Annotated in this window: 22 protein-coding genes; 7 read left to right on the forward strand and 15 right to left on the reverse strand. The window is 32.9% G+C overall.

All coding sequences use genetic code 11. The annotated features are described in order from the left end of the window. Positions 1-173: 173 nt before the first annotated feature. A complete protein-coding gene (locus IM755_RS03205; RefSeq protein ID WP_194093594.1) occupies positions 174-1,775 on the forward strand; it encodes a fumarate hydratase in 1,602 nt (533 codons plus the stop codon). A 64-nt stretch (positions 1,776-1,839) separates the two neighbouring features. Here the strand turns inward: IM755_RS03205 and IM755_RS03210 are convergent, their stop codons facing one another. The 11 genes from IM755_RS03210 to trhO form a co-directional block, all read right to left on the reverse strand. After that, a complete protein-coding gene (locus IM755_RS03210; RefSeq protein WP_194093595.1) occupies positions 1,840-2,277 on the reverse strand; it encodes a hypothetical protein in 438 nt (145 codons plus the stop codon). A 58-nt stretch (positions 2,278-2,335) separates the two neighbouring features. After that, entirely contained in the window at positions 2,336-2,734 is a 399-nt protein-coding gene (locus IM755_RS03215) for a hypothetical protein (RefSeq protein ID WP_194093596.1), read from the reverse strand. A 106-nt stretch (positions 2,735-2,840) separates the two neighbouring features. Then, a complete protein-coding gene (locus IM755_RS03220) occupies positions 2,841-4,007 on the reverse strand; it encodes a class I SAM-dependent rRNA methyltransferase (protein ID WP_194093597.1) in 1,167 nt (388 codons plus the stop codon). Positions 4,008-4,086: 79 nt separating this feature from the next. Beyond that, complete coding sequence (locus IM755_RS03225) at positions 4,087-4,746, reverse strand: CoA transferase subunit B (protein ID WP_194093598.1); 660 nt, start codon at positions 4,744-4,746, stop codon at positions 4,087-4,089. A 2-nt stretch (positions 4,747-4,748) separates the two neighbouring features. Continuing rightward, positions 4,749-5,450 (reverse strand): CoA transferase subunit A, encoded by a 702-nt coding sequence (locus IM755_RS03230; RefSeq protein WP_194093599.1) that lies wholly within the window; start codon positions 5,448-5,450, stop codon positions 4,749-4,751. A gap of 17 nt (positions 5,451-5,467) precedes the next feature. Continuing rightward, the gene (locus IM755_RS03235; RefSeq protein ID WP_194093600.1) at positions 5,468-7,762 is read right to left on the reverse strand and encodes a penicillin-binding protein 1A; all 2,295 of its coding nucleotides are present in this window, start codon (positions 7,760-7,762) and stop codon (positions 5,468-5,470) included. Between the two features lies 1 nt (position 7,763). After that, on the reverse strand, positions 7,764-8,261 hold the full coding sequence (locus IM755_RS03240; RefSeq protein WP_194093601.1) for a gliding motility lipoprotein GldH: 498 nt from the start codon (positions 8,259-8,261) through the stop codon (positions 7,764-7,766). Beyond that, a complete protein-coding gene (locus tag IM755_RS03245) occupies positions 8,242-9,405 on the reverse strand; it encodes a PSP1 domain-containing protein (RefSeq protein WP_194093602.1) in 1,164 nt (387 codons plus the stop codon). Before IM755_RS03245 ends, IM755_RS03240 begins: the two co-directional genes overlap by 20 nt. Positions 9,406-9,586: 181 nt before the next feature. Next, positions 9,587-9,817, reverse strand: coding sequence for a ferredoxin (locus IM755_RS03250; protein ID WP_026725596.1), 231 nt, complete (start codon positions 9,815-9,817; stop codon positions 9,587-9,589). Then, on the reverse strand, positions 9,817-11,058 hold the full coding sequence (locus tag IM755_RS03255; protein ID WP_026725597.1) for a peptidase U32 family protein: 1,242 nt from the start codon (positions 11,056-11,058) through the stop codon (positions 9,817-9,819). Before IM755_RS03255 ends, IM755_RS03250 begins: the two co-directional genes overlap by 1 nt. Continuing rightward, entirely contained in the window at positions 11,058-12,416 is a 1,359-nt protein-coding gene (gene trhO, locus IM755_RS03260) for an oxygen-dependent tRNA uridine(34) hydroxylase TrhO (protein ID WP_026725598.1), read from the reverse strand. The genes IM755_RS03255 and trhO overlap by 1 nt, the downstream gene beginning before the upstream one ends. A gap of 188 nt (positions 12,417-12,604) precedes the next feature. Here trhO and recA point away from each other — a divergent pair, with 188 nt between their 5' ends. The 4 genes from recA (at position 12,605) to IM755_RS03280 (ending at position 16,321) form a co-directional block, all read left to right on the forward strand. Continuing rightward, positions 12,605-13,609: a recombinase RecA gene (gene recA, locus IM755_RS03265; RefSeq protein ID WP_026725599.1), complete on the forward strand. Its 1,005-nt coding sequence runs from the start codon at positions 12,605-12,607 to the stop codon at positions 13,607-13,609. Between the two features lie 91 nt (positions 13,610-13,700). Continuing rightward, entirely contained in the window at positions 13,701-14,108 is a 408-nt protein-coding gene (locus IM755_RS03270) for a hypothetical protein (RefSeq protein WP_194093603.1), read from the forward strand. A gap of 12 nt (positions 14,109-14,120) precedes the next feature. Further along, positions 14,121-14,663, forward strand: a complete 543-nt coding sequence (locus IM755_RS03275) for an RNA polymerase sigma factor (RefSeq protein ID WP_026725601.1) — start codon at positions 14,121-14,123, stop codon at positions 14,661-14,663. Then, a complete protein-coding gene (locus tag IM755_RS03280) occupies positions 14,660-16,321 on the forward strand; it encodes a hypothetical protein (protein ID WP_194093604.1) in 1,662 nt (553 codons plus the stop codon). Before IM755_RS03275 ends, IM755_RS03280 begins: the two co-directional genes overlap by 4 nt. Positions 16,322-16,410: 89 nt before the next feature. Here IM755_RS03280 and IM755_RS03285 read toward each other — a convergent pair whose 3' ends face one another. Beyond that, positions 16,411-17,151, reverse strand: a complete 741-nt coding sequence (locus tag IM755_RS03285) for a lysophospholipid acyltransferase family protein (protein ID WP_194093605.1) — start codon at positions 17,149-17,151, stop codon at positions 16,411-16,413. Between the two features lie 159 nt (positions 17,152-17,310). On the opposite strand from IM755_RS03285, the gene trpS reads away from it, so the two are divergent. After that, complete coding sequence (gene trpS / locus IM755_RS03290) at positions 17,311-18,279, forward strand: tryptophan--tRNA ligase (RefSeq protein ID WP_194093606.1); 969 nt, start codon at positions 17,311-17,313, stop codon at positions 18,277-18,279. Positions 18,280-18,334: 55 nt separating this feature from the next. After that, entirely contained in the window at positions 18,335-18,865 is a 531-nt protein-coding gene (locus IM755_RS03295) for a hypothetical protein (RefSeq protein ID WP_194093607.1), read from the forward strand. On the opposite strand, the gene IM755_RS03300 is transcribed toward IM755_RS03295, so the two are convergent. Genes IM755_RS03300 through IM755_RS03310 form a run of 3 tightly spaced genes read right to left on the reverse strand, consistent with a single transcriptional unit; the run spans position 18,853 to position 22,697 of the window. Continuing rightward, positions 18,853-19,431, reverse strand: coding sequence for a hypothetical protein (locus tag IM755_RS03300; RefSeq protein ID WP_194093608.1), 579 nt, complete (start codon positions 19,429-19,431; stop codon positions 18,853-18,855). The two genes, IM755_RS03295 and IM755_RS03300, sit on opposite strands and share 13 nt — an antisense overlap. A 5-nt stretch (positions 19,432-19,436) precedes the next feature. After that, a complete protein-coding gene (locus tag IM755_RS03305; RefSeq protein ID WP_194093609.1) occupies positions 19,437-20,093 on the reverse strand; it encodes a hypothetical protein in 657 nt (218 codons plus the stop codon). A 30-nt stretch (positions 20,094-20,123) separates the two neighbouring features. Next, on the reverse strand, positions 20,124-22,697 hold the full coding sequence (locus IM755_RS03310) for a phosphoenolpyruvate carboxylase (protein ID WP_194093610.1): 2,574 nt from the start codon (positions 22,695-22,697) through the stop codon (positions 20,124-20,126). Between the last annotated feature and the right edge of the window lie 13 nt (positions 22,698-22,710).

The following is a 22,710-nucleotide window of genomic DNA, read 5'->3' on the forward strand; positions in this document are numbered from 1 at the left end:
AAACATTCTCAGAAATTAAAAATGAAAATTGGAATACCAGAATAGGCTTCGTGTTGTTCTTAATAATAGTTGGAATAATAATTTATATTGTAAATTAATTCCTTAAAGTTTTAAAAACCTTGCAGGTTAAAATAACAAAAATCCGTAACTTTACCTTTCAAAACATACACAAAATGGACTTTTTATATCAAGATCCGTATCCAATTTTAAAAGACGATACACACTACAAAAAATTAACTTCCGATTACGTAAAAATTGAGCAACTTGGCGATAGAGAAATCTTAGTGGTTGACCCAAAAGGTTTAGAACTATTAGCTCAAGAAGCTATGGACGACGTTTCGTTTATGTTGCGTTCGGCACATTTACAAAAATTAAGAAACATTATCGAAGACCCAGAAGCAACAGACAACGATCGTTTTGTGGCTTATAATTTATTGCAAAATGCTGCTGTAGCTGTAGAAGGTCAATTGCCTTCTTGCCAAGATACTGGAACTGCAATTGTAGTTGCCAAAAAAGGTGAAAACGTATACACAGGAGTTGATGATGGCGAATGGTTGTCAAAAGGAATTTACAATACGTACCAAAATAAAAATCTTCGCTACTCGCAAATTGTTCCGATTTCGATGTTTGAAGAGAAAAACTCGGGCTCTAACTTACCAGCACAAATCGACATTTATGCAAAAAAAGGAAATTCTTATGAGTTTTTATTTTTAACAAAAGGAGGTGGTTCGGCTAACAAAACGTTTTTGTATCAAAAGACAAAATCGTTGTTAAATGAAAAATCGCTAGACGAATTTGTTCGTGAGCGCATTATGGATTTAGGAACAGCAGCTTGTCCTCCGTATCACTTAGCTATCGTTATTGGTGGAACTTCTGCGGAAGCGAATTTAGCAGCCGTGAAAAAAGCATCAGCAGGTTATTATGACAATCTTCCAACTTCTGGAAATATGTCGGGTCAAGCATTTCGCGATTTAGAGTGGGAAAAAAGAGTACAAATTATTTGTCAAGAAAGTCAAATTGGAGCACAATTTGGTGGAAAATATTTAACGCATGATGTTCGTGTAATTCGTTTACCACGTCATGCTGCATCCTGCCCTGTCGGAATGGGAGTTTCGTGTTCGGCTGATCGAAATATCAAAGGTAAAATTACAAAAGACGGTATTTTCTTGGAACAATTGGAAACCAATCCAGCTCAGTTTTTACCAACAACTGCTCCACATTTAGAGCCAGCGGTAGAAATTGATTTGAACAAACCAATGCCAGAAATTTTAGCAGAATTATCAAAATACCCAATCAAAACACGTTTAAAATTAAACGGAACGTTGATTGTGGCTCGTGATATTGCGCATGCAAAAATTAAAGAATTGTTAGACGCTGGAAAACCAATGCCTGAGTATTTCAAAAATCATCCAGTCTATTACGCAGGTCCAGCTAAAACTCCAGACGGAATGCCATCAGGAAGTTTTGGACCAACAACCGCAGGAAGAATGGACGTTTATGTAGACGAATTCCAAGCCGCTGGCGGAAGTATGATTATGTTAGCCAAAGGCAACAGAAGCAAAGACGTAATGAACGCTTGTAAAAAACACGGTGGTTTCTATTTAGGTTCGATTGGTGGTCCTGCTGCGATTTTAGCGAAAGAAAACATCTTATCGGTTGAAGTAGTAGATTTCCCAGAATTAGGTATGGAAGCGGTAAGAAAAATTGAAGTTAAAGATTTCCCAGCTTTTATTATTACAGATGATAAAGGGAATGATTTTTTTATGAATCTGTAAAATATTAAGATAAAAGAATTAAGTATTAAGACAAACCTGTGAGTTGAAAAACTTGCAGGTTTTTTTATTTAAAATAAGATTCTAATAACGCTATTGATTTTTTGACTTTACTATCAAATGTGAATTTTAAAACAAGGAAAAAAATGAGTAGAAAAGGAAAAAACAACAAAACTTGTAAATCTTCGAATTTATTATAAATAAAAACTACAAATACAAATTCCATAGCAATTATAAGTAAAAATAATCGCTTTAAAAAAGAGCTAATTGTAAATTCTAAATCTATTGATGAACCATGAATTTTTCCTAATATTTCAGGTCGAAATTGTTCTCTTGGACCAAAATCAAAAGTGGGTTTAATGTTAATTTCTCCTCTTAAATTTACATTTCCTTCAAAATCAAATTTAGAATTATCACGATGAAAATTTTCAACCTTAGTTTGAAGAATTGCAATGATTTCTTCTTTTGAAAGTGATGTTTTTATGGAGTGCGATTTTTTGAACATGATTGAAGTTTAAATTCAAATAAACAATTAACAACCTATAGATTTTTAAATGATTTCTCTATTTGTAAAATCTCTTAATAATTTCAAAACATGTTAATTCTATAAAGATGAGAACACTATAAAAAATAATATTAGTTTTAAAAACAACGTCATTAAATCTAATATATAATTCATAATCATTATCATAAATATTCTCAAATATTTCTTGAACCAAATATATTCCTGAAATAAATGCAAATAATGAAACTATAAATAAAAATAAAACTTTCTTAAAGAAATTGATTTTATAAAAATCATAAATTAATATCATTCCAACTATTGATACAAATAGAAAGTTTAAATAATGAAAATCCATATCCATTCCTCCCTTAGCAAACATAGAAGGAAAACTATATGAAATAATTAAAATTAAAACTATAATTATGAATGCCTTTAGAAAATTTGAAATTGATTTCATAAGTAAATAATATTAATATTATGAAAAAAAACTTGAGATTCCTTCGGAATTACAAACTATGCGCAAAATACTGAACACTTCAAACTGACAACTGACCACTTTAAACCTACTCCACAAACAACACCAAACCTTTTAAATAATGACCTTCTGGGTGGTAAATGTTGGTTGGGTGATCGGGTCCTTGTTCTAATTTATGCAAAACTCTGATGTTTCTTCCTGTTTCTATTGCTGCGGCGGCAACGGTGTTGTAAAATAAAACATCGTCAATAACTTGCGAACATGAGAAGGTGAATAGAATTCCGTTTGGTGCTAAGGCTTTTAAACCAGCAATATTTAGACGCTTGTAAGCTTGTGTTGCAGTGTGTTTGCTTTTGATGCTTTTCGCGAAAGCGGGCGGGTCTAAAACAATGACATCATATTGTTGCGTGTGCTCTTTCATGAAGTTGAATACATCATCGGCAACTGCTTTATGATTGGCGTTTGGGAAATTTAATTCCATATTGCTTGCTGCTAAATCCACAGCTTTTTGAGAAATATCTACCGAAGTTACCAATTCAGCTCCAGCGCTCATTGCGTAAATTGAAAATCCGCCTGTGTAACAAAAGGTGTTTAGTACTTTTTTGCCTTTTGAAAATTCGCCTAGTAATTTTCGGTTTTCGCGTTGGTCTAAGAAAAAACCTGTTTTTTGACCTTCAACCCAATTTACCGAAAACAAAATGTTGTTCTCTTTCGCAACTGCTTCTACTTTATTTCCGAATAAGAAATAATCAGTTCCTGTATTGGGTAAAGTTCCAGAACTTTTGCAATAAATAGTTTCGCAATACTCCGAAAAATTCGATTTTATGGCTTCCGCGATTTGCTCCATTTGAAGAAAAACTCCAGTGGAATGCGCTTGAATTACCCAATTTTTATCGTAATAATCAATAATCAATCCCGAAATCCCATCACCTTCTCCGTGAATTACTCGGAACGCATTGGTAACTTCAAAATCCAAAATTTGGGTACGTAAATACCAAGCCGATTGTAATTTGTCCTTCCAAAAGTTCTCAGTAAAAGTCTCTTCTCCGAAAGTCAAAATACGAACCACAATACTTCCTTTGTCGCTGAAATATCCGGTTCCTAAATGATTGTTTTTTGAATCAACTACATCAACCATTTCGCCATCGTTTATTTCGCGACTCACGCCATAAACCGCACCACTGAAAATCCAAGGATGACGACGTTGAATAGATTTTTCTTTACCTGATTTTAAAATTACTTTTGGTAAGCTCATTTTTTTGAATATAAAACCGCAGATTCGCAGATATATAAAATTGTAATCTGTGAATCTGCGGTGAAATTAAAATTTAATATTAATCGATTTTCATTTCTGGAATATCTCCTACAATGATTAAATCGGCTTCTGTTGCTTTGATAATTTCTTCAACTGAAACACCTGGCGCACGTTCTAACAATTTGAAACCGTTTGGAGTGATTTCTAAAACCGCTAACTCAGTAACAACTTTTTTCACACAACCAACACCAGTTAAAGGAAGCGTACATTTTTTCAAGATTTTCGATTCTCCGGCTTTATTTACGTGCATCATGGCTACGATAATATTTTCTGCCGAAGCTACTAAATCCATAGCGCCACCCATTCCTTTTACCATTTTTCCTGGAATTTTCCAGTTGGCAATGTCTCCATTTTCAGAAACTTCCATTGCTCCTAAAATCGTTAAATCTACTTTTTGAGCACGAATCATTCCGAAACTAAATGCCGAATCAAAGAAACTAGCTCCTGGTAAAGTGGTAATCGTTTGTTTTCCTGCGTTGATGATATCGGCATCTTCTTCTCCTTCAAAAGGGAAAGGACCCATGCCTAAAACTCCATTTTCCGATTGAAATTCAACTGAAATATCGGTGCGAACATAATTGGCAACTAAAGTTGGAATTCCGATTCCTAAATTTACATAGTAACCGTCTTTTACTTCTTGTGCTATTCTTTTTGCGATTTGATTTTTATCTAATGCCATGATTAACTTCTTTGTCTAACAGTTCTTTGCTCAATTCTTTTTTCAAATTTCTCACCTTGGAAAATACGATTTACCATAATTCCTGGAATGTGAATTTCGTTAGGATTTAAAGTTCCTGCTGGCACTAATTCTTCAACCTCAGCAATTGTGATTTTTGCAGCACCTGCCATACAAGCGTTGAAATTACGAGCTGTTCCTTTGAAAATAAGATTTCCTGCTTCGTCACCTTTCCAAGCTTTTACGATTGAGAAATCAGCTTTATAAGCCAATTCCATCACGTGCATTTTTCCGTTGAATTCACGTGTTTCTTTACCTTCTGCGATTTCAGTTCCGAAACCTGCTGGTGTAAAAAATGCTGGAATTCCGGCTTGAGCAGCACGACATTTTTCAGCTAAAGTTCCTTGCGGAGTTAATTCCACATCTAATTCACCTGAAAGCATTTGACGCTCGAACTCTGCATTTTCTCCAACATAAGAAGAAATCATTTTTTTGATTTGACGTTTTTGTAATAATAAGCCCAATCCGAAATCATCCACACCTGCATTGTTTGAAATACAAGTTAAATTGGTTACATTTTTACGAACTAATTCAGCAATACTGTTTTCAGGAATTCCACAAAGACCAAAACCACCTAACATGATAGTTTGTCCGTCTTGAATTCCTTCTAAAGCTTCTTGAACGTTATTTACTTTTCTAGAAATCATATTTAGTTTGTTGTTGTTTATAATCCAAATTCGTCCATGTCTGGCTCTTCTGTTGGAGCTACAGCAGTTGAATCAACCACTTTTTTAGGAGTCCAACAATCTACTTTTATTTGTAAATCTTCTGGTTTTTCAAATGGTTCTTTGGAAACATCTAAATCACTATCGGCATAACATTTCTTCATAAAAATTCCCCAAATAGGTAATGCAGTTGTAGCACCTTGACCCATATGAGTCGATTTAAAATGCGCTGCTCTGTCTTCATTTCCAACCCAAATTCCAGCTGCTAAATTAGGCACCATTCCGATAAACCAGCCATCTGAGTTGTTTTGAGATGTTCCTGTTTTTCCTGCAATTGGATTTCCAAAACTATAATCGTATTGGATGAATCCGCCACCACCCCATTTTAAACGAGCTCCGGTTCCTGATTGCGTAACACCTTCCATTAATTTTACAACGGCATAGGCCACGTCTTTATTTACAACGTCTTTTGTTATTGGTGTAGGTTGGTCAATTACAACTCCGTTTTTATCCTCAATCTTAATAATAAAAGATGGTTTTACATATACGCCTTGATTAGCAAACGTACTCATAGCTCCTACCATTTCCTCCACGGTAATATCTACAGCCCCTAAAGCGATTGAAGGCTGAACTGGAATTTGTGAAGTAATTCCCAATTCTTTAGCCATATCAACTACGGCTTGTGGCCCCACTTTATCAATTAATTTTGCTGATACTGTGTTAACCGAATTCGCTAGTGCTTTTTGTAATGTGATGGTACCTCTATAATTTCCATCAGAATTTTTTGGAGACCAATCGGCATCAATTCCCCATTTTCCTTTCGGCATCGTAAAATAACTGTCAATGATAGAATCACATGGCGACATTTGTAATTGTTCTATAACCGTTGCATAAACAAATGGTTTAAATGTTGAACCTACTTGTCTAGCTCCTTGTCCTACGTGATCGTATTGGAAATATTTATAGTTAACACCTCCAACCCAAGCTTTTATGTGACCCGTACGTGGCTCCATTGCCATCATTCCAGTTTGCAAGAAGTGTTTGTAATATATGATAGAATCTTTTGGTGTCATGATGGTATCTTTTTCGCCTTCATAAGTAAAAATTTTCATTTTTGCTGGCACATCAAAAGACTTGATAATTTCTTCTTTAGTTTTTCCATTCAAATCCATTTTTCTCCAACGCTCCGAATTTTTCATGGCTTGGTTCATGATTTGTTGGGTTTGTTCTGGAGTAATATCAACAAATGGAGCATTTTCTTGGTCTTTCTTTCCTTCAAAAAACTCTTTTTGAAGATTTTTAAGATGTTCAAAGACCGCTTCCTCGGCATATTGTTGCATTTTAGAATCGATAGTAGTATAAATTTTTAAGCCATCACGATACAAATCATATTCGGTTCCATCTTCTTTTAAATGATCTTTCACCCATTTTTTCATGTAATCTCTAAGATACTCTCTGAAATAAGTAGCACTTCCTTCGGAATGACTTTCAGGTCTGAAATCTAATTTAATTGGGAGTTTTTTTAATTCTTCTTTTTTAGCTTCAGAAATTACACCATTTTTTACCATTTGTCCTAAAACGGTATTTCTTCTATCCAAAACTAATTGTGCTCTTTTTTTACGGTTTGGATTGTATAACGAAGGATTTTTTAACATCCCTACAAACAAAGCAGACTCTTCAATAGTTAAATCTTTTGGCTCTTTATTCATGTAGATTTTAGCTGCCGAACGAATTCCAACCGCACCATTAACAAAATCTACTTGATTTAAATAAAGCGCAATGATTTCTTGTTTCGTGTACTGACGTTCCAAACGAATAGCAATAATCCATTCTTTTACTTTTTGAATTACCCTAAATAAAATGAATTTCGAACCTTCACCGTGGAATAAGTTTTTCGCCAACTGTTGAGTTAACGTACTCGCACCACCATCTCTTCCTAATCGTACAACTGCACGTAAAGTTCCTTTGGCATCAATTCCAGAATGTTCATAGAAACGCTCATCTTCTGTGGCAACTAACGCTTTTACTAAATGTTGTGGTAATTCTTCATATTTTACAGGCGTTCTGTTTTCTTTAAAGAATTTTCCAATAACCACTCCATCCGAAGAAATGATTTCAGTTGCTACATTTGAATCTGGATTTTCTAAATCATCAAACGAAGGCATTTTTCCGAAAAATCCCCATGATGCAAAAAGGAATAATAAAATTACTCCTAAAAATCCGTAGGCAAATAATTGCCAAAATTTTCTTTTATACTCTGAAAAATCGTTTGTATTTGCTTTTTTGGTAGCCATACTATTTTATTTTTTCAATTCTTAATCCTAATTCTGTAATTCCATTCAGTTCTGACACTCCATCTACTTTCCCAGTTTCTCTCACTGCCTGAACTACCTCAACATTATATTTTCCTGCTCTACTAAATTTGAAGTTCTTCAAATACCACAACTTACTTTCCTTCACATCTGAAAAACCTTCACCTAATAAAGTTCCATCTGGGTTTGCCATTAAATACTCTAATGTATCTACTTTAACTGTTGGTTTTTTCCCTGGTTCTTTCATCGTAACAATCAAATACATATTGCTAAACGGATAATCGTTGTTGTTTCTCACATTTAAAAACAAATGATACGGATTTACCGTGTCTTTTTGTTCAAATGCAAAACGCAACGTGTCTGATTTTTTCCAAGAACCGTCTAACTCTTTGTATTCGCTAAAAAATTGCTTTTCATCGCAAGAGAAAAAAAGCAAAGTGAATAGCATTAACCCAATAAATTTAGTCTTTTTTAGGAGCATTTTTAAAATTTGATGGTTTACGTTTTTTGTTTTTATTGTTGTTCTTTTTCTTTGGCTGATCAAAACGAGTTAAACTGTCTTGTCCTACCACATTTTCGAATTTTTTCTCTACCTCTTGAACCGTTTCCACTACATAATCTTCCAATGCTGCTACACGTTCTTTTTTCTTATTAATAGCTACAATTTCTTTTACTTTTGCAACGGGTAATACCAACCAATGTGCAGGAGCATTAGCATAAGAAAACCACATGATTTCTTTGAAAATATCGATTTTCTGACAATATGCATCGCCTTTTTCGGTATATAGTTTTGTGTCCATGTCGGGCATGTCTTTCAATGCATCCAAATAGGTGTCTAATTCGTAATTCAAACAACACTTTAATTTACCACATTGTCCGGCTAATTTTTGTGGATTTAACGACAACTGTTGGTAACGTGCTGCCGAAGTATTCACACTTCTAAAATCGGTTAACCAAGTTGAGCAACATAATTCTCTACCACAAGAACCTATTCCACCTAAACGAGCGGCTTCTTGACGGAAACCTACTTGCTTCATTTCGATTCTAATCTTGAATTCTTGAGCAAATTCTTTAATCAATTGACGAAAATCCACACGATCATTTGCGGTGTAATAAAACGTGGCTTTTGAACCATCTCCTTGAAATTCTACATCTGAAATTTTCATTTCCAATTTCAAGTTGATAGCAATTTCACGAGCACGCATACGAACCGATTCTTCTTTATTTCGAGCTTCTGTCCAAATATCAATATCGCGTTGAGATGCTTTTCTGTAGATTTTAGCTAATTCTTTATCTGGATTTTCGCCTTTCTTTTTCATTTGAATTTTTACCAATTCACCTGTCAAAGTCACAATTCCAATATCGTGTCCTGGAGAAGCCTCAGTAGCGACGATATCTCCAATAGCCAAAGTTAGTTTTTCTGTATTTCTAAAAAATTCTTTTCTACCATTTTTAAAACGAATTTCTGCCGCATCAAATGGTTCTTGACCACCTGGCAACGTCATGTTTGACAACCAATCGAAAACCGAAAGTTTGTTGCAGCTATCGGTGCCGCAAGTCCCGTTATTATTACATCCTTTTGGTGTGCCGTCTTTAGCACCCGTGGAACAGTTTGTACATGCCATAATTTTGAATATATGTTGATTGTCCGTTTGTTGGACTACGTTTCTAAAATGTTTTTGAGCGTAAAGATATTGATTTTTTATGGAAACTTTCAAATTCAATCTTTGGAAGTTGTACAAAAAGAAAAAACCCATCTCATTATAAAACGAAATAGGTTTTCATATAGTATTGTAAAACAAAAATTTAAGTTTCTTTTACGGTAATAATGTGCACCGGGCAAGCTTTTGCCGCTAATTCACAATTTTCAACAATCGTATGATCAGCCGATTTTAAAGTGTGAAAACCTTTGGCATCAACTGATTTTATTAATACTGATTTTCCGTCTTTTTTAGACATTTGAAATTGTGCGGGTGCCATTTCTACACAATAATTGCAACCAATGCACTTGTCTCTTTGAAGCGTAACAACAACCATTAGTTTTCTACAATTTTATACATTTTGTCCGATAAACGAATGCGGAACGGCACTTTTAAAGTACAACTATCTCCTTTAGTTGCTTTTTCAGAAGTGACATCATTCACAAAGAAATCTTCTAAAATTAATTCTTGCGCTCCTGTTGACGGACCTGTGATTAAAATTTTATCGCCTTTTTTAATGTCGTAAGCTTCAATTTTGAATTCGGCTATACTTGATTTTGGGAAATAATGCATTCCTTTTCCAACATATACTTTTTTCTGAGTGGCATTAGAACCTGGATTGTCTGACCATTCGCCTAATTTTTGTCCCAAATAATAACCGCTCCAAAAACCACGATTGTAAACGGTTGCCAAGGCTTCCATCCAAGTTTGAATTTTTTCTTTAGTAAACGTTCCTTCGTAATAAGAATCGATAGCTTCACGATACGTTTTGATAACAGTTGCTACATAATCAGCCGCTCTACCTCGACCTTCAATTTTTAAGACTTTTATTCCAGAATCGATAACTTGGTCTAGAAAATCTAGCGTACATAAATCTTTTGGCGACATCATGTATTCATTGTCAAGTTCGATTTCAAAACCAGATTCTTGGTCGATAACGGTATATTTTTTACGACAATTTTGCTTGCAAGCACCACGATTTGCTGATGAATTATGCGAATGTAAACTCAAATAACATTTTCCTGAAACCGCCATACACAAAGCACCGTGACCAAAGATTTCAATTTCTACTAAATTACCACTTGGTCCTTTGATTTGCTCTTTTTCAATGTCATCTGTGATTTTCTTTACTTGACGCAGACTCAACTCGCGTGACAACACAATTGTATCGGCAAACATCGCGTAGAATTTTACGGTTTCGATGTTAGTTACATTCAATTGGGTAGAAATGTGCACTTCTATTCCCATCGTACGAGCTGTCATAATCACCGCTTGGTCGGATGCGATTACAGCTGTAATTCCCGCTTCTTTGGCTTTGGTTAAAAGCGTTTTTACAATCGATAAATCATGATCGTAAATAATGGTATTCAAAGTTAGATAGGTTCTAACGTTTTTTTCGTTGCAACGACGCGCAATTTCTGGTAAATCATCTAAAACGAAATTTACTGTTGCTCTTGCACGCATGTTTAATTGTTCGACACCAAAATAAATCGAGTCGCAACCATTATCTAAAGCTGCTTGCATCGATTCGAAATTTCCTGCAGGCGCCATTAATTCTATTCTTCCAGAAGTTGTCATTAGTTGATAATTTTAAATAACTTATCGGATAATCTTACTCTAAAAGGCACTTCGAAGGTTACTTTATCGCCAACTTTTGCAGAAGAATTTTCTATTCCGTTTACGAACATTTTTTCTAAAACCAATTCTTGATTTCCAGTTGTTGGTCCAGAAATTAAAATTCTATCTCCAACATTAAGTTCTTGGTTTTCTATAACGAAAAGTCCTACTTGTGCTTTCACATAATAATGTTCGGCTTTACCAAGCAATACTTTTTTTACTTTTATTTTCTGGCGAATGTCTTTTGTTTTTTCGGCTACAGCCAAAGGTTTATCCGACAATTCTCCTGAATGTTTGAATTTCAAATTTTCCGATTTTCCTTTGCGGAAAACTTTATTTCCAACTTGTTTTCCTCTTCGAAGTTTCACTTGTTCGGCTAATGGCAAATGTGTGATTTCTAAACATTCGGTTGAACAACAATTTTCCATAGCTGCTTTACATTCGTCACATTGAATGAATAATAAATGACAACCATCGTTTAAACAATTCGTGTGATTATCGCATGGTTTTCCGCATTGGTGACATTGTGAAACGATATCATCGGTAATTCTTTCACCTAATCTGTGGTCGAAAACGAAATTCTTTCCGATGAATTTACTTTCTAAGTTTTCTTCTTTGATTTGTTTGGCGTAATTGATAATTCCTCCTTCTAATTGGAAAACATTTTTAAAACCTTGGTGTTTGAAATACGCCGATGCTTTCTCACAACGAATTCCTCCGGTGCAATACATCACCAAGTTTTTATCTTCTTTGAAATCTTTTAATTGTTCGTTGATAATAGGTAACGATTCACGAAAAGTTTCCACATCTGGTGTAATTGCGCCTTTAAAATGACCGATTTCACTTTCGTAATGGTTTCTAAAATCAACAACAATAGTGTTTGGATCTTCTAAAATTTGATTGAATTCTTTCGCTTTTAAATGCACTCCGATATTGGTTACATCAAAAGTTTCGTCGTTCAAACCGTCGGCTACAATTTTGTCTCGAACTTTTACAGTTAATTTTAAAAACGAATGATCGTCATGTTCTACGGCAACATTCAAACGAATGCCACGCATAAAATCATATGCTTCTAAAGTTTCGCGAAAAGCTTCGAAATTTTCTGCTGGAACACTCATTTGAGCATTGATACCTTCTTTGGCTACATAGGTACGACCAAGAGCATCGAGCTTGTTCCATTCGATAAATAAATCGTCGCGAAATTTTTTGGGGTCTTCAATTTTGGCATACGCATAGAAAGATAATGTAAGACGTTGTTTTCCGGCTTCATCAATTAATTGAGCTCTTTCTTCTGCGCTTAAGGTGTTATACAGTTGCATGCTATAAACGTTTAAGTGAGAAATATGTAATGAATTCTAAATGGAAGAATTCGGGCACAAAGGTAATAAAATTGATTAAAAATCAAATCTTTAAATGAATTGGAAAACATATTAACATTTTTTGGCACAATTGAAAAAAGCTGTATTTTTACAAAAAAAGAATTGTAATCAATTTAAAGCCAAATATTATGAGCTCAGACAAAGAAGCAAAATTAAAAGCCTTACAACTAACATTAGACAAACTTGACAAAACATACGGAAAAGGAACCGTAATGAAACTAGGTGATAGCGCTGTTGAAGAAGTAGAAGCTATTCCTACAGGTTCGTTAGGTGTTGATTTAGCACTTGGAGTAAATGGATATCCAAGAGGAAGAATCATAGAAATCTACGGTCCAGAATCGTCAGGTAAAACTACGTTAACATTACACGCCATAGCTGAAGCTCAAAAAGCAGGAGGAATTGCAGCATTTATTGATGCAGAACATGCATTTGACCGTTTTTATGCTGAGAAATTAGGCGTTGATATTGACAACTTAATTATTTCACAACCTGACAATGGTGAACAAGCATTAGAAATTGCTGAGAGTTTAATTCGTTCAGGAGCGGTTGATGTTGTAGTAATTGACTCGGTTGCTGCTTTAACACCAAAAAGTGAAATTGAAGGCGATATGGGTGATTCTAAAATGGGATTACACGCACGTTTAATGTCACAAGCGTTGAGAAAATTAACAGGAACGATTCACAAAACGAATTGTACAGTTTTCTTCATTAACCAATTACGTGATAAAATTGGAGTAATGTTTGGAAGTCCAGAGACTACAACTGGAGGAAATGCCTTGAAATTCTATGCTTCGGTTCGTATCGATATTCGTAAATCGACACAAATTAAAGATGGTGAAAACGTTATTGGTAATAGAACTAAAGTTAAAATTGTAAAAAATAAAGTAGCACCACCATTTAGAACGGCAGAATTTGATATTATGTATGGTGAAGGAATTTCAAAAGTAGGTGAAGTTTTAGACTTAGCTGTAGAATTTGAAATCATCAAAAAAAGTGGTTCATGGTTTAGTTACGGAGAAACTAAATTAGGTCAAGGTCGAGATGCTGTAAAAGCATTAATCAAAGACAATCCAGAATTAATGGATGAACTAGAACAAAAAATTAAAGAGCTTATCAAAGAAAATAACGCTTAAAAATTAAATCACGCCTTGAGCGTGATTTTTTTTACAAATAGACGCAACCTTTTAATTAAATTTGAATCTAACAATTAAATAAGAAATCAAAATGAAGAAATTTGTATTACTGTTAAGTGTTTTGTTTTTATTTAACTCATGTAACATGGACGACAATGGTGATGATTTTCAATATGTATTATTACCTGTTGCGTCTGTTGAAATTCCGGCAGAATTTGTGTTAGGGGAAACCTATAATATTGTTGTACGATACTACAGACCTAGTACTTGTCATGCCTTTGATGGCTTTTATTATGAGAAAGATTTAAACATACGAACTATTGCGGTGCAAAATATTGTTTTTAACCAAAACAATTGCGAACCATTAACTGATGTGTTAGTTGAAGAAAATTTAGAATTTCATGTAACGAATAATGGAAGTTACATATTTAAGTTTTGGCAAGGTAAAGATAGTAACGGACAAGATATTTTCTTGGAATATGAAATACCTGTAATTTAAAAAAATAAGCTTTTGATAATCGAGCAACTCATACATGAATGTACTAAGAATAATATCAAATCGCAAGAGCAACTTTATAAATTATTAGCGCCGAAGTTGTTTGCTGTGTGTTTGAAGTATTCGCGTAATTATGAAGAAGCTCAAGATAATTTACAAGAAAGTTTTTTAGTAATTTTTGAGAAAATTGGTCAATTCAAAAATACAGGATCATTTGAAGGTTGGGCAAAACGTATAGTAATTAATTATGTTTTACAACAATATCGAAATCAAAAAATATTTGAAATAATATCTGAAAAAATCGCTGTTGAAGAAGAAGTTGAAATTGACGATGAAAATGTAAGTTTAGAATTTTTAACTAAGATAATTCAAGAATTACCAGACCGCTACAGATTGGTTTTTAATTTATATGTGATTGATGATTATTCGCATAAAGAGATAGCAGAAATGTTGGGTATTACTATTGGAACATCAAAATCTAATCTAGCCCGAGCGAAAGCAATTTTAAAACAAAAAATCGAATTGAATAATAGCTATTCAATTAAGAAGACAAAATGAAAGAGCAAAAAAATATAGAACGTTTATTCCAAGAAAAATTCAAAGACTTTGATGCCATTCCGCCTCAAGGATCTTGGGACTCAATTGCTTCTAAATTAAATGAGAAGAAAAAGAAAAAAAGAGTTGTACCGTTTTGGTTTCAAGTATCCGGAATTGCTGCTTCATTGTTAATTATTGGAACGCTAATTTGGAATTTTCAATCAGAAGACAATGAAATTATACTAAATAATAATGAAACTGTCGTTGGCGTTGATAAAGAAAATACTACTCGTGGAAATTCAGAAAAAAATAAAATTTCATCAGACAACGAAAACAATCAAAATACAATAAAAGAAAATCAAACTAATGCTTTAGAAAATAATAAAAAGCAATTTGATTCTAATTTGATAAATCTAGAAAAATCGAATACTAAAGTGGTTTCGAATGAAAATCAAAATACTCGTTCAAACAAAAAAAATAATAATATTAATTTATCTGGAAACAAAAAACGATTTTACAACAATATAAAAGAGTCAAATAATATAGTTGTTTCTAACTCTAAAACTAACAAAACAAAAAGAAGTAAATCATCAATTAAAAATAACGATAACTACAATCTAATTGCTGATAATGAAGACTATAAAAAAACTAAATTAGTTTCAAACAAAAAAACAAAGAACATTATATCTAAAAAAGAGACCATAGATTCTGAAAAAATTAATTCTTTTTTTGATAAAACTGAAACCATAACAAATTACGTAAATACAACTAATGATTCTCTAACAGAAAAAACCAGTAACAGGGGAAGCGCAAATGTTATATTAACTTCTGTTGAAGACATTATTAATAACGATAGTACGCTAGTGGCTGAAATTTCTTCAGAAATTAATACCCTAGAAGTATTGCTCAAAGAAAAAGAGGCTGGGAAAAATGAAGATGAAAAAGAAAAGAAAAAGAGAGATAAATGGGCGATAAGCACAAACGCATCGCCTGTTTATTTCAATTCTTTAGCTGAAGGGTCGTCTTTAGATCAAGAATTTGAAACGAATAGTAAAAACTATTCAACCACTTACAGTTATGGCGTAACGGGAATTTACAGCATTTCTAATAAAGTAAGTATTAGAACGGGAATAAATAATATTTTATTTAGCTACAATACAAATGATGTTGTTTATGAAAGTAAACTAATTACTTCTGCTGCTAGTAACAATGTAGAAACAATCACAAGAAATGCGCAAGGAAATAATATGAATTTTTATTCTAAAAACAGCAATCAAAATAGTTTAAACGGGGATGTAGAAAACTTTACTCAAGAAAACATTGGTGCTTTAAAACAAAATGTAAACTATATTGAAGTACCTGTTGAATTAAGTTACAAATTACTAGACAAAAAATTTGGAATAGAAGTAATTGGGGGGATGAGTACCTTGTTTTTAAATAACAATACAGTTTTACTAGTTACTGACGGAATGGAAATGAATGTAGGAAAGGCAAACAATCTAAACAATATACATTTTAGTAGTAATGTCGGTTTGGGTTTTAAATATAATTTTTGGAGAAGTTTTAATGCTAATTTCCAACCTATGTTTAAATACCAAATCAATACTTTTAGTGAAAATTCCGGTAACTTCAAGCCTTATTTCATAGGCTTGTATACCGGGGTAAGTTTTAGTTTTTAAGCTTTATTGGTTAAGCTTAAATTTTTAGTTAAGTTGTTTCGTTTCTAGTTAAAATGAAACTGAGAAAGTCCAAATGCGTTTGGACTTTTTTATTTTAAATCCTCGAGCAACGGTTGTAAAATAATTTCTCTTACTTGTTGTTTCAATGCATTTTTATCTTCTAAAGTTTTTCCTTTCGTTTCAATTATTGGATAAATTTTAGCACGCATCTTACCCGGACTTCCGCTGAAAAAAGTATATGAAAAACGTTTTTTATTATCAAAAAATACCATTGGAACTATTGGTAAACCGTGTTCAATAGCAATTCTGAAAGCACCATCTTTAAATTCATCTAAAACAATATGTTCTTCGGGAACACCGCCTTCTGGAAAAATACAAATACTCAATCCTTGATGAATTCTTTTTTGTGCACGTTCAAAAACCGCATAGCGACTTTTACTACTGCTTCTATCAACCAAAATACAAACGCGTTTATAGATAAATCCAAAAATCGGAATCTTCGCCAATTCTTTCTTTCCAACAAAAACAAAAGGGTGATTTTTAACCGCAATCAACATCAACATAATATCCGTCATTGAAGTATGATTGGCAACTAACATATAACTTTTGCCATCTTCAAAAACTTCATCACCTTCAATTTTGTAATGGAATCCCATTCCAATTAAAATGAATTTGGCCCAAATACGCGCAATTCTAAAAAATATTGGATAGGTTTTTTCACTTAAAATTGTAGCAAAAATGAAAGGAAATAGTACAATAATGGGAACTAAAACCAAGATGTAAAACCAAATACGATATAAAAGGGTAAACGGATATTTTAAAAATTTCATTTAGCAAGATTATTAGAATTCCAAAAGTAATCATTTTAATAAAACCTATCTCTTTTTACTTTTCTGTTTTTGGTTTACATTTGCAATTCAGAATACTAATTAAAAAACTTAGCGAAGCTTTGCGAATAACTTTGCGATTCTTTGCGTTAAAAAACAACAATGGCAAAAATCTTAACCGGAGTTCAAAGTACAGGAACGCCTCACTTAGGTAATTTATTGGGAGCAATTTTACCAGCAATTAAAATGGCTGAAAATCCTGATAATCAATCATTTCTTTTCATTGCTGATTTGCATTCGATTACGCAAATCAAAAATGGCGCAGAATTAAGACAAAACACCTACAGTACGGCGGCAACTTGGCTAGCTTGTGGATTAAATACCGATAAAGTAATTTTCTATCGTCAATCAGATGTGCCTCAAACAGCAGAATTGTCTTGGTATTTGAGCTGTTTCTTTCCGTTCCAACGCTTAACATTAGCGCATTCGTTCAAAGACAAAGCAGATAGATTAGAAGATGTAAATGCCGGATTGTTTACTTATCCAATGCTAATGGCTGCGGATATTTTATTATACGATGCCAATATTGTTCCCGTTGGAAAAGACCAATTACAACATATAGAAATTACAAGAGACGTTGCTTCAAGATTTAATCATCAAATGGGAGAAACCTTTGTTTTACCAGAAGGAAAAACGAGTGAAGAAACCATGTATGTTCCAGGAACAGACGGACAAAAAATGAGTAAATCGAGAAACAATTTCATTAATATTTTTGTGGACGACAAAGCGCTTCGCAAACAAATTATGGGAATTCAAACCGATAGCACGCCTTTAGAAGATCCAAAAAACCCAGATACTTGTAATTGTTTTGCTTTGTACAAATTGTTAGCAACACCAGAACAAACGGAAGTAATGAAAGCCAACTATTTAGGTGGAAATTACGGCTACGGTCACGCAAAACAAGAATTATTCGAATTAATCGTTGAGAAATTCAAAACCGAAAGAGAAAAATACAATTACTACATCAACAACTTAGAAGAAGTAGATAAATTATTACTCGAAGGTGCCGCAAAAGCAAGTAAATTAGCTAATGGTGTTTTAAAAAGAGTTAGAGAGAAGTTGGGATATTAATTAATATCATTTAGAAATGAATGAAAACTCCATAAAACTCTTCAAACATTGTGAATTGTGTAAAAACAAATCTCAAAATCTTGAAATAGGCGTTTTTTGCAGTTTGACCAACAAAAATCCAAATTTTGATATTTACTGTGATAAGATTTCATTTAATGAAAATCTTGAAAAAAAGATTACAGAGATTAACATCGCTTTTGAAAAAACGAAAAGAGAAAAAAAATGGGTTTATTCTTATTTTGTAGTTTTCTTAATTATGAGTCTAGCTATGTTTCTTTTTACCTATAAATTCAACGATTATATCGCAAACATTTTAAGTAAAGCAAGCGGTAAACCTATATTTATTGCCTCATCAATTATAATAATTTTCATTTGTATTGGAGTGGTTTTGCTTGGTTATGCTTTTGGTGCCTTGAATAGATATCGTTTCGATAGTAAAAAGAACACTGAAGACAAACATGAATTAGATGCCATTTTAAAATTATACAATATCGAATATGATTTTAAAATATCTTTTAAAGACCGTATGTTAATGCCGACTGATATTGTAACAGAATTAAAAATAGAAAAAAATTATTCTGATTGAAATGGGCATGATGTCCACGGATAAGCACATTGGTCTTTTCTTTGTAACCACCCTGACATACTAACTCCATTAATCACAAAATTTACTTTTGCCCATAGACCAATAATTTCAATCAATTCTGTTTCTAAAAATTTATCTGATTTATAAACTATATTAGAGTTTAAGTTTGGATTTTCAAAAAACTTAATAAGACTTCTTGATTCGACATCTAAATCGGAAATATTAATTTTTAAGTTTTTTGCTAATATCCAATTACCTTTATATTGTTCGAAATTATTATTAAACTGTCTGTCATTGCATTCTGGTAAAATTAAAATATTTTCGATTTTCAACCAGCCACTCTTTGATTCTGATATAGCAAATTTGTACCAACTACTATCATTAATTAATGGTTTGAGTTCGTGAATTAATATTCCATTTGGATAATTGTAAATTAAAATTGGTTCATTTAAATTTTTTGAATAATAACATTCAACAAAATTTTCAAAAAAAATTTTATTATTAAATTCCTGAGCTGAAATTTTTGATGAAATTAATAATATAATAATCAAATAAATTTTCTTCATACATTCTATTCTCTTAAAGTATTGCCATCATCAGGAATTACTTTTCTTATCTCCCATTTGTTGTTTTTTATTTTTCTACAATAAACATGATAAGTACCAAAAAATTTAAAAACAGAAAAAAAAGAATTTTCTGCTTTTTCGTCCATTAATACTCTTGTAAAAAACAAAACTTGTTCTCCAGAATTTCTATCTTGTCCTTCAAAAGTATTTGAATATGGAACTAAATTAACACTAATATTTGAATCATTAAATTCATCTAATCCAACTTTTCTTGAATCTAATTCATTTTTTAAATAAACAGTTTCATCAGTAGATAGTTTCTTAACATACAACAAAGTGTCTAACACTTTTTGTTGCACTTTCTTATACTTTCTTATTTTAGATAATTGACTTTTATAATAAACTTTAAATTCTTTTAAGTATCTATCCCATGACAAACTATCTTGTCTACGAATACTATCTAATTGTTTTTCATTATATTTTAACGAATCTAATATTTGAGGTGGTGGAATTCTCACCGAATAAAATTTCAATTCTCTTTCTAAAACCTCCGGCAACACATCGCACAAAACTTCCGCTTCTAATTCTTCATAGGTTTTTTCTTTCTCAGTGCAAGAAAGTATAAAGAAAGAAAAAAATGTAAGTAAGATTAGTTTTTGCATAAACCTGAATTTATAAATCAACAACAAAAACTAAGCCGAATTTCTGCTCGCATTAATATTTCCAAACAACGAACGTGTTACTATTTTTTCATAAACCGCAATTAACTTTTCGTCTGGTGTTCGACTTTCTCTCAACGCTTTAATTTTTAACAAGGCATATTGCTGAATCGTTAATAAAGGAACCACCATTTTTTCACGCATTTCTATGGAAGCTTTTCCGTCGGGATAGTTTTCCATTAATTCTTTGAAACCTGAAATTTTCAATAACAAGCGTTTGGTTTCTAAATATTCATCGTGAATTATTGTCCAAAAAGCACCAAATTCCGCATCGTTTTTCATGTAAGCCGTTAACGGAAAAAACGATTTGCATAACGCCATCATACTGTTTTCCAATAAGGTTCTAAAAAACAATGAATTTTGATATAAGTTACTTACTTCGTCCCAACGGTTTTGTTCTTCAAAATGTTTTAAAGCCGTTCCAAGTCCGAAAAAACCAGGAACATTTTGCTTTAATTGACTCCAAGAACCCACAAACGGAATGGCTCTTAAATCATCTAAATTTAATTTCGCTTCTGATTTTCTTTTGGATGGTCGGCTACCAATATTTGTTTTTGCGTAATAATTCAACGTGCTCATTTTTTCCAAATAAGGCACAAACAGCGGATGATTTTTAAAATCAATATATTTCTTAAAACTAATTGTTGCCAATTGTTCTAAAATAGCATTTTCAGAAAGCGTTAATTCATTTTGATTGGTATTGAAAACTTGATTTTTCGCACCCGCACTCACTAAATTTTCCAAATTGTAGCGACACGAATCCAACGTTCCAAAATTAGAACTAATCGTTTGTCCTTGCACCGTTAATTGCAATTGCTGACTTTCAATTTTTGGACCTAACGAAGCATAAAACTGATGCGTTTTTCCGCCACCACGCGCTGGAGGTCCGCCACGACCGTCGAAGAAAATGACTTTAATGTTGTATTTTCTGGAAATTTCGGTCAACGCTTCTTTTGCTTTATATATGGCCCAGTTTGCCATTAAATAGCCACCATCTTTTGTTCCGTCTGAGAAACCTAACATGATGGTTTGCTGATTGCCACGATTTTTCAAATGATTCGCATAAACCGAATTCGTGTACAATTGTTCCATCACTAAATCGGCTTTATGCAAATCTTCCACCGATTCAAAAAGCGGCACCACATCAACCGTTGGATTGTTCCAATCGCACAAATGAAACATCGCCAACGTTTCCATGACGTTCAAAGCACTTTCGTTGTTACTAATAATGTAACGGTTACAACCTAATTCGCCATTATTCTGTTGAATCGTGCGAATGGCTTCAATAGAACTGATGGTTTCTTTCGTAATTTCATTCTCAAAATCTGAAGCTTTTAATTGAGCTGAAGCTTTGGATAAAATATCAATTTTTGCTGTTTCTGATAAGTTAAAATAATCTGCTGGAAACAAACTTTTCTCTTTTTGAACAATGTCTTGAAAAACCGCTTTGTGAATTTTGCTGTTCTGGCGAATGTCTAAAGTCGCAAAATGAAAGCCAAACAAATTGACTTTATTCAATAACAAATCTACTTCGTCCACATAAAGCGATTGGTGTTTTTCAATAATGATATTTTTAATGTTTTGTAATTGCGATTTGAATTCCTCCAAAGAAATAAAAATGTCTCCTTGCGAATAAAAAACCGAACGGTATAACTTGTTTTCTAATTCGGCAATAATCACGTCAACACCTGTAAAAGTTAATTTTCGTTTTAATTTTCGAATATCGGTGTAATAACATTTTAAGATAGAAGTTCGTAAACGTTCGGCAACTTTCAAAGTAATTTCAGTAGTTACAAACGGATTTCCATCTCGATCGCCACCGGGCCAAAAACCTAAATTGAGCACATCATTCTTGAGTTCGTTTCCTTTAAAAATATTTTTTTGAAGGTAATGCACCATTTCGCTTGCTGTTGGATAAAATACATTTTCCAAATACCAAATCAAACTCACAGCTTCATCAAAAGGAGTTGGTTTTTCTTTTTTGAAGAACGGCGTTTTACCCAATTGCGCCAACAAATCTTTAATTACAATATGATTGTTAGCTTTCAAAGCTTCCGTCAAATCGGTAATAATTCCTAAAACCGAACCTGGATAAAACTGTGTTGGATGTGCAGTTAAAACCGTTCTAACTTTGAAATTTTCTAAAAATTCTTTCAGTTCTTTGCTTTTTCCTTCCGATTCTGCCGTTTCTTTAATAGCACGAAGCGAACTTTTGCCTTCCATATTGTTCACTATTGGAAAAGCAGCATCTTCAATCGCATCAAAAAGCACCACTTGACGCTCCACATATTGAATAAATCGAAACAACAAACTGATTTTTTCTTCTTCGGAAGGATTGTCTAAATATTTCGTTACGAAGGTTTCAAAAATCTCCGCTGGACTTTGCTCATTTTTATACCCATTTTCGCAAACTTCCGAAAACAAAGGCAACAAAACTCCCGTGTTATTAATCTCGTCAAAAGGCAACGTGATAAAAACACTGTTATAAATGGTATATTTTGAAGCCACATTTTGTTGAAAGCGTTCAATTTTTGGAAGCGTGTACATGGTTTTTAATTTT

It is taken from the genome of Flavobacterium proteolyticum, assembly GCF_015223105.1.
GTDB lineage: Bacteria > Bacteroidota > Bacteroidia > Flavobacteriales > Flavobacteriaceae > Flavobacterium > Flavobacterium proteolyticum.

Excerpts from the sequence above, each read along its gene's own strand:
- IM755_RS03255 (WP_026725597.1), bottom strand. The coding sequence starts at position 11,058 with ATGACAACTTCTGGAAGAATAGAATTAATGGCGCCTGCAGGAAATTTC.
- IM755_RS03240 (WP_194093601.1), bottom strand. The coding sequence starts at position 8,261 with ATGCTCCTAAAAAAGACTAAATTTATTGGGTTAATGCTATTCACTTTG.
- IM755_RS03285 (WP_194093605.1), bottom strand. The coding sequence starts at position 17,151 with ATGAAATTTTTAAAATATCCGTTTACCCTTTTATATCGTATTTGGTTT.
- recA (WP_026725599.1), top strand. The coding sequence starts at position 12,605 with ATGAGCTCAGACAAAGAAGCAAAATTAAAAGCCTTACAACTAACATTA.
- trpS (WP_194093606.1), top strand. The coding sequence starts at position 17,311 with ATGGCAAAAATCTTAACCGGAGTTCAAAGTACAGGAACGCCTCACTTA.
- IM755_RS03280 (WP_194093604.1), top strand. The coding sequence starts at position 14,660 with ATGAAAGAGCAAAAAAATATAGAACGTTTATTCCAAGAAAAATTCAAA.
- IM755_RS03220 (WP_194093597.1), bottom strand. The coding sequence starts at position 4,007 with ATGAGCTTACCAAAAGTAATTTTAAAATCAGGTAAAGAAAAATCTATT.
- IM755_RS03270 (WP_194093603.1), top strand. The coding sequence starts at position 13,701 with ATGAAGAAATTTGTATTACTGTTAAGTGTTTTGTTTTTATTTAACTCA.
- IM755_RS03210 (WP_194093595.1), bottom strand. The coding sequence starts at position 2,277 with ATGTTCAAAAAATCGCACTCCATAAAAACATCACTTTCAAAAGAAGAA.
- IM755_RS03305 (WP_194093609.1), bottom strand. The coding sequence starts at position 20,093 with ATGCAAAAACTAATCTTACTTACATTTTTTTCTTTCTTTATACTTTCT.
- IM755_RS03235 (WP_194093600.1), bottom strand. The coding sequence starts at position 7,762 with ATGGCTACCAAAAAAGCAAATACAAACGATTTTTCAGAGTATAAAAGA.
- IM755_RS03300 (WP_194093608.1), bottom strand. The coding sequence starts at position 19,431 with ATGAAGAAAATTTATTTGATTATTATATTATTAATTTCATCAAAAATT.
- IM755_RS03230 (WP_194093599.1), bottom strand. The coding sequence starts at position 5,450 with ATGATTTCTAGAAAAGTAAATAACGTTCAAGAAGCTTTAGAAGGAATT.
- IM755_RS03250 (WP_026725596.1), bottom strand. The coding sequence starts at position 9,817 with ATGGTTGTTGTTACGCTTCAAAGAGACAAGTGCATTGGTTGCAATTAT.
- IM755_RS03310 (WP_194093610.1), bottom strand. The coding sequence starts at position 22,697 with ATGTACACGCTTCCAAAAATTGAACGCTTTCAACAAAATGTGGCTTCA.
- IM755_RS03225 (WP_194093598.1), bottom strand. The coding sequence starts at position 4,746 with ATGGCATTAGATAAAAATCAAATCGCAAAAAGAATAGCACAAGAAGTA.
- IM755_RS03245 (WP_194093602.1), bottom strand. The coding sequence starts at position 9,405 with ATGGCATGTACAAACTGTTCCACGGGTGCTAAAGACGGCACACCAAAA.
- trhO (WP_026725598.1), bottom strand. The coding sequence starts at position 12,416 with ATGCAACTGTATAACACCTTAAGCGCAGAAGAAAGAGCTCAATTAATT.
- IM755_RS03215 (WP_194093596.1), bottom strand. The coding sequence starts at position 2,734 with ATGAAATCAATTTCAAATTTTCTAAAGGCATTCATAATTATAGTTTTA.
- IM755_RS03205 (WP_194093594.1), top strand. The coding sequence starts at position 174 with ATGGACTTTTTATATCAAGATCCGTATCCAATTTTAAAAGACGATACA.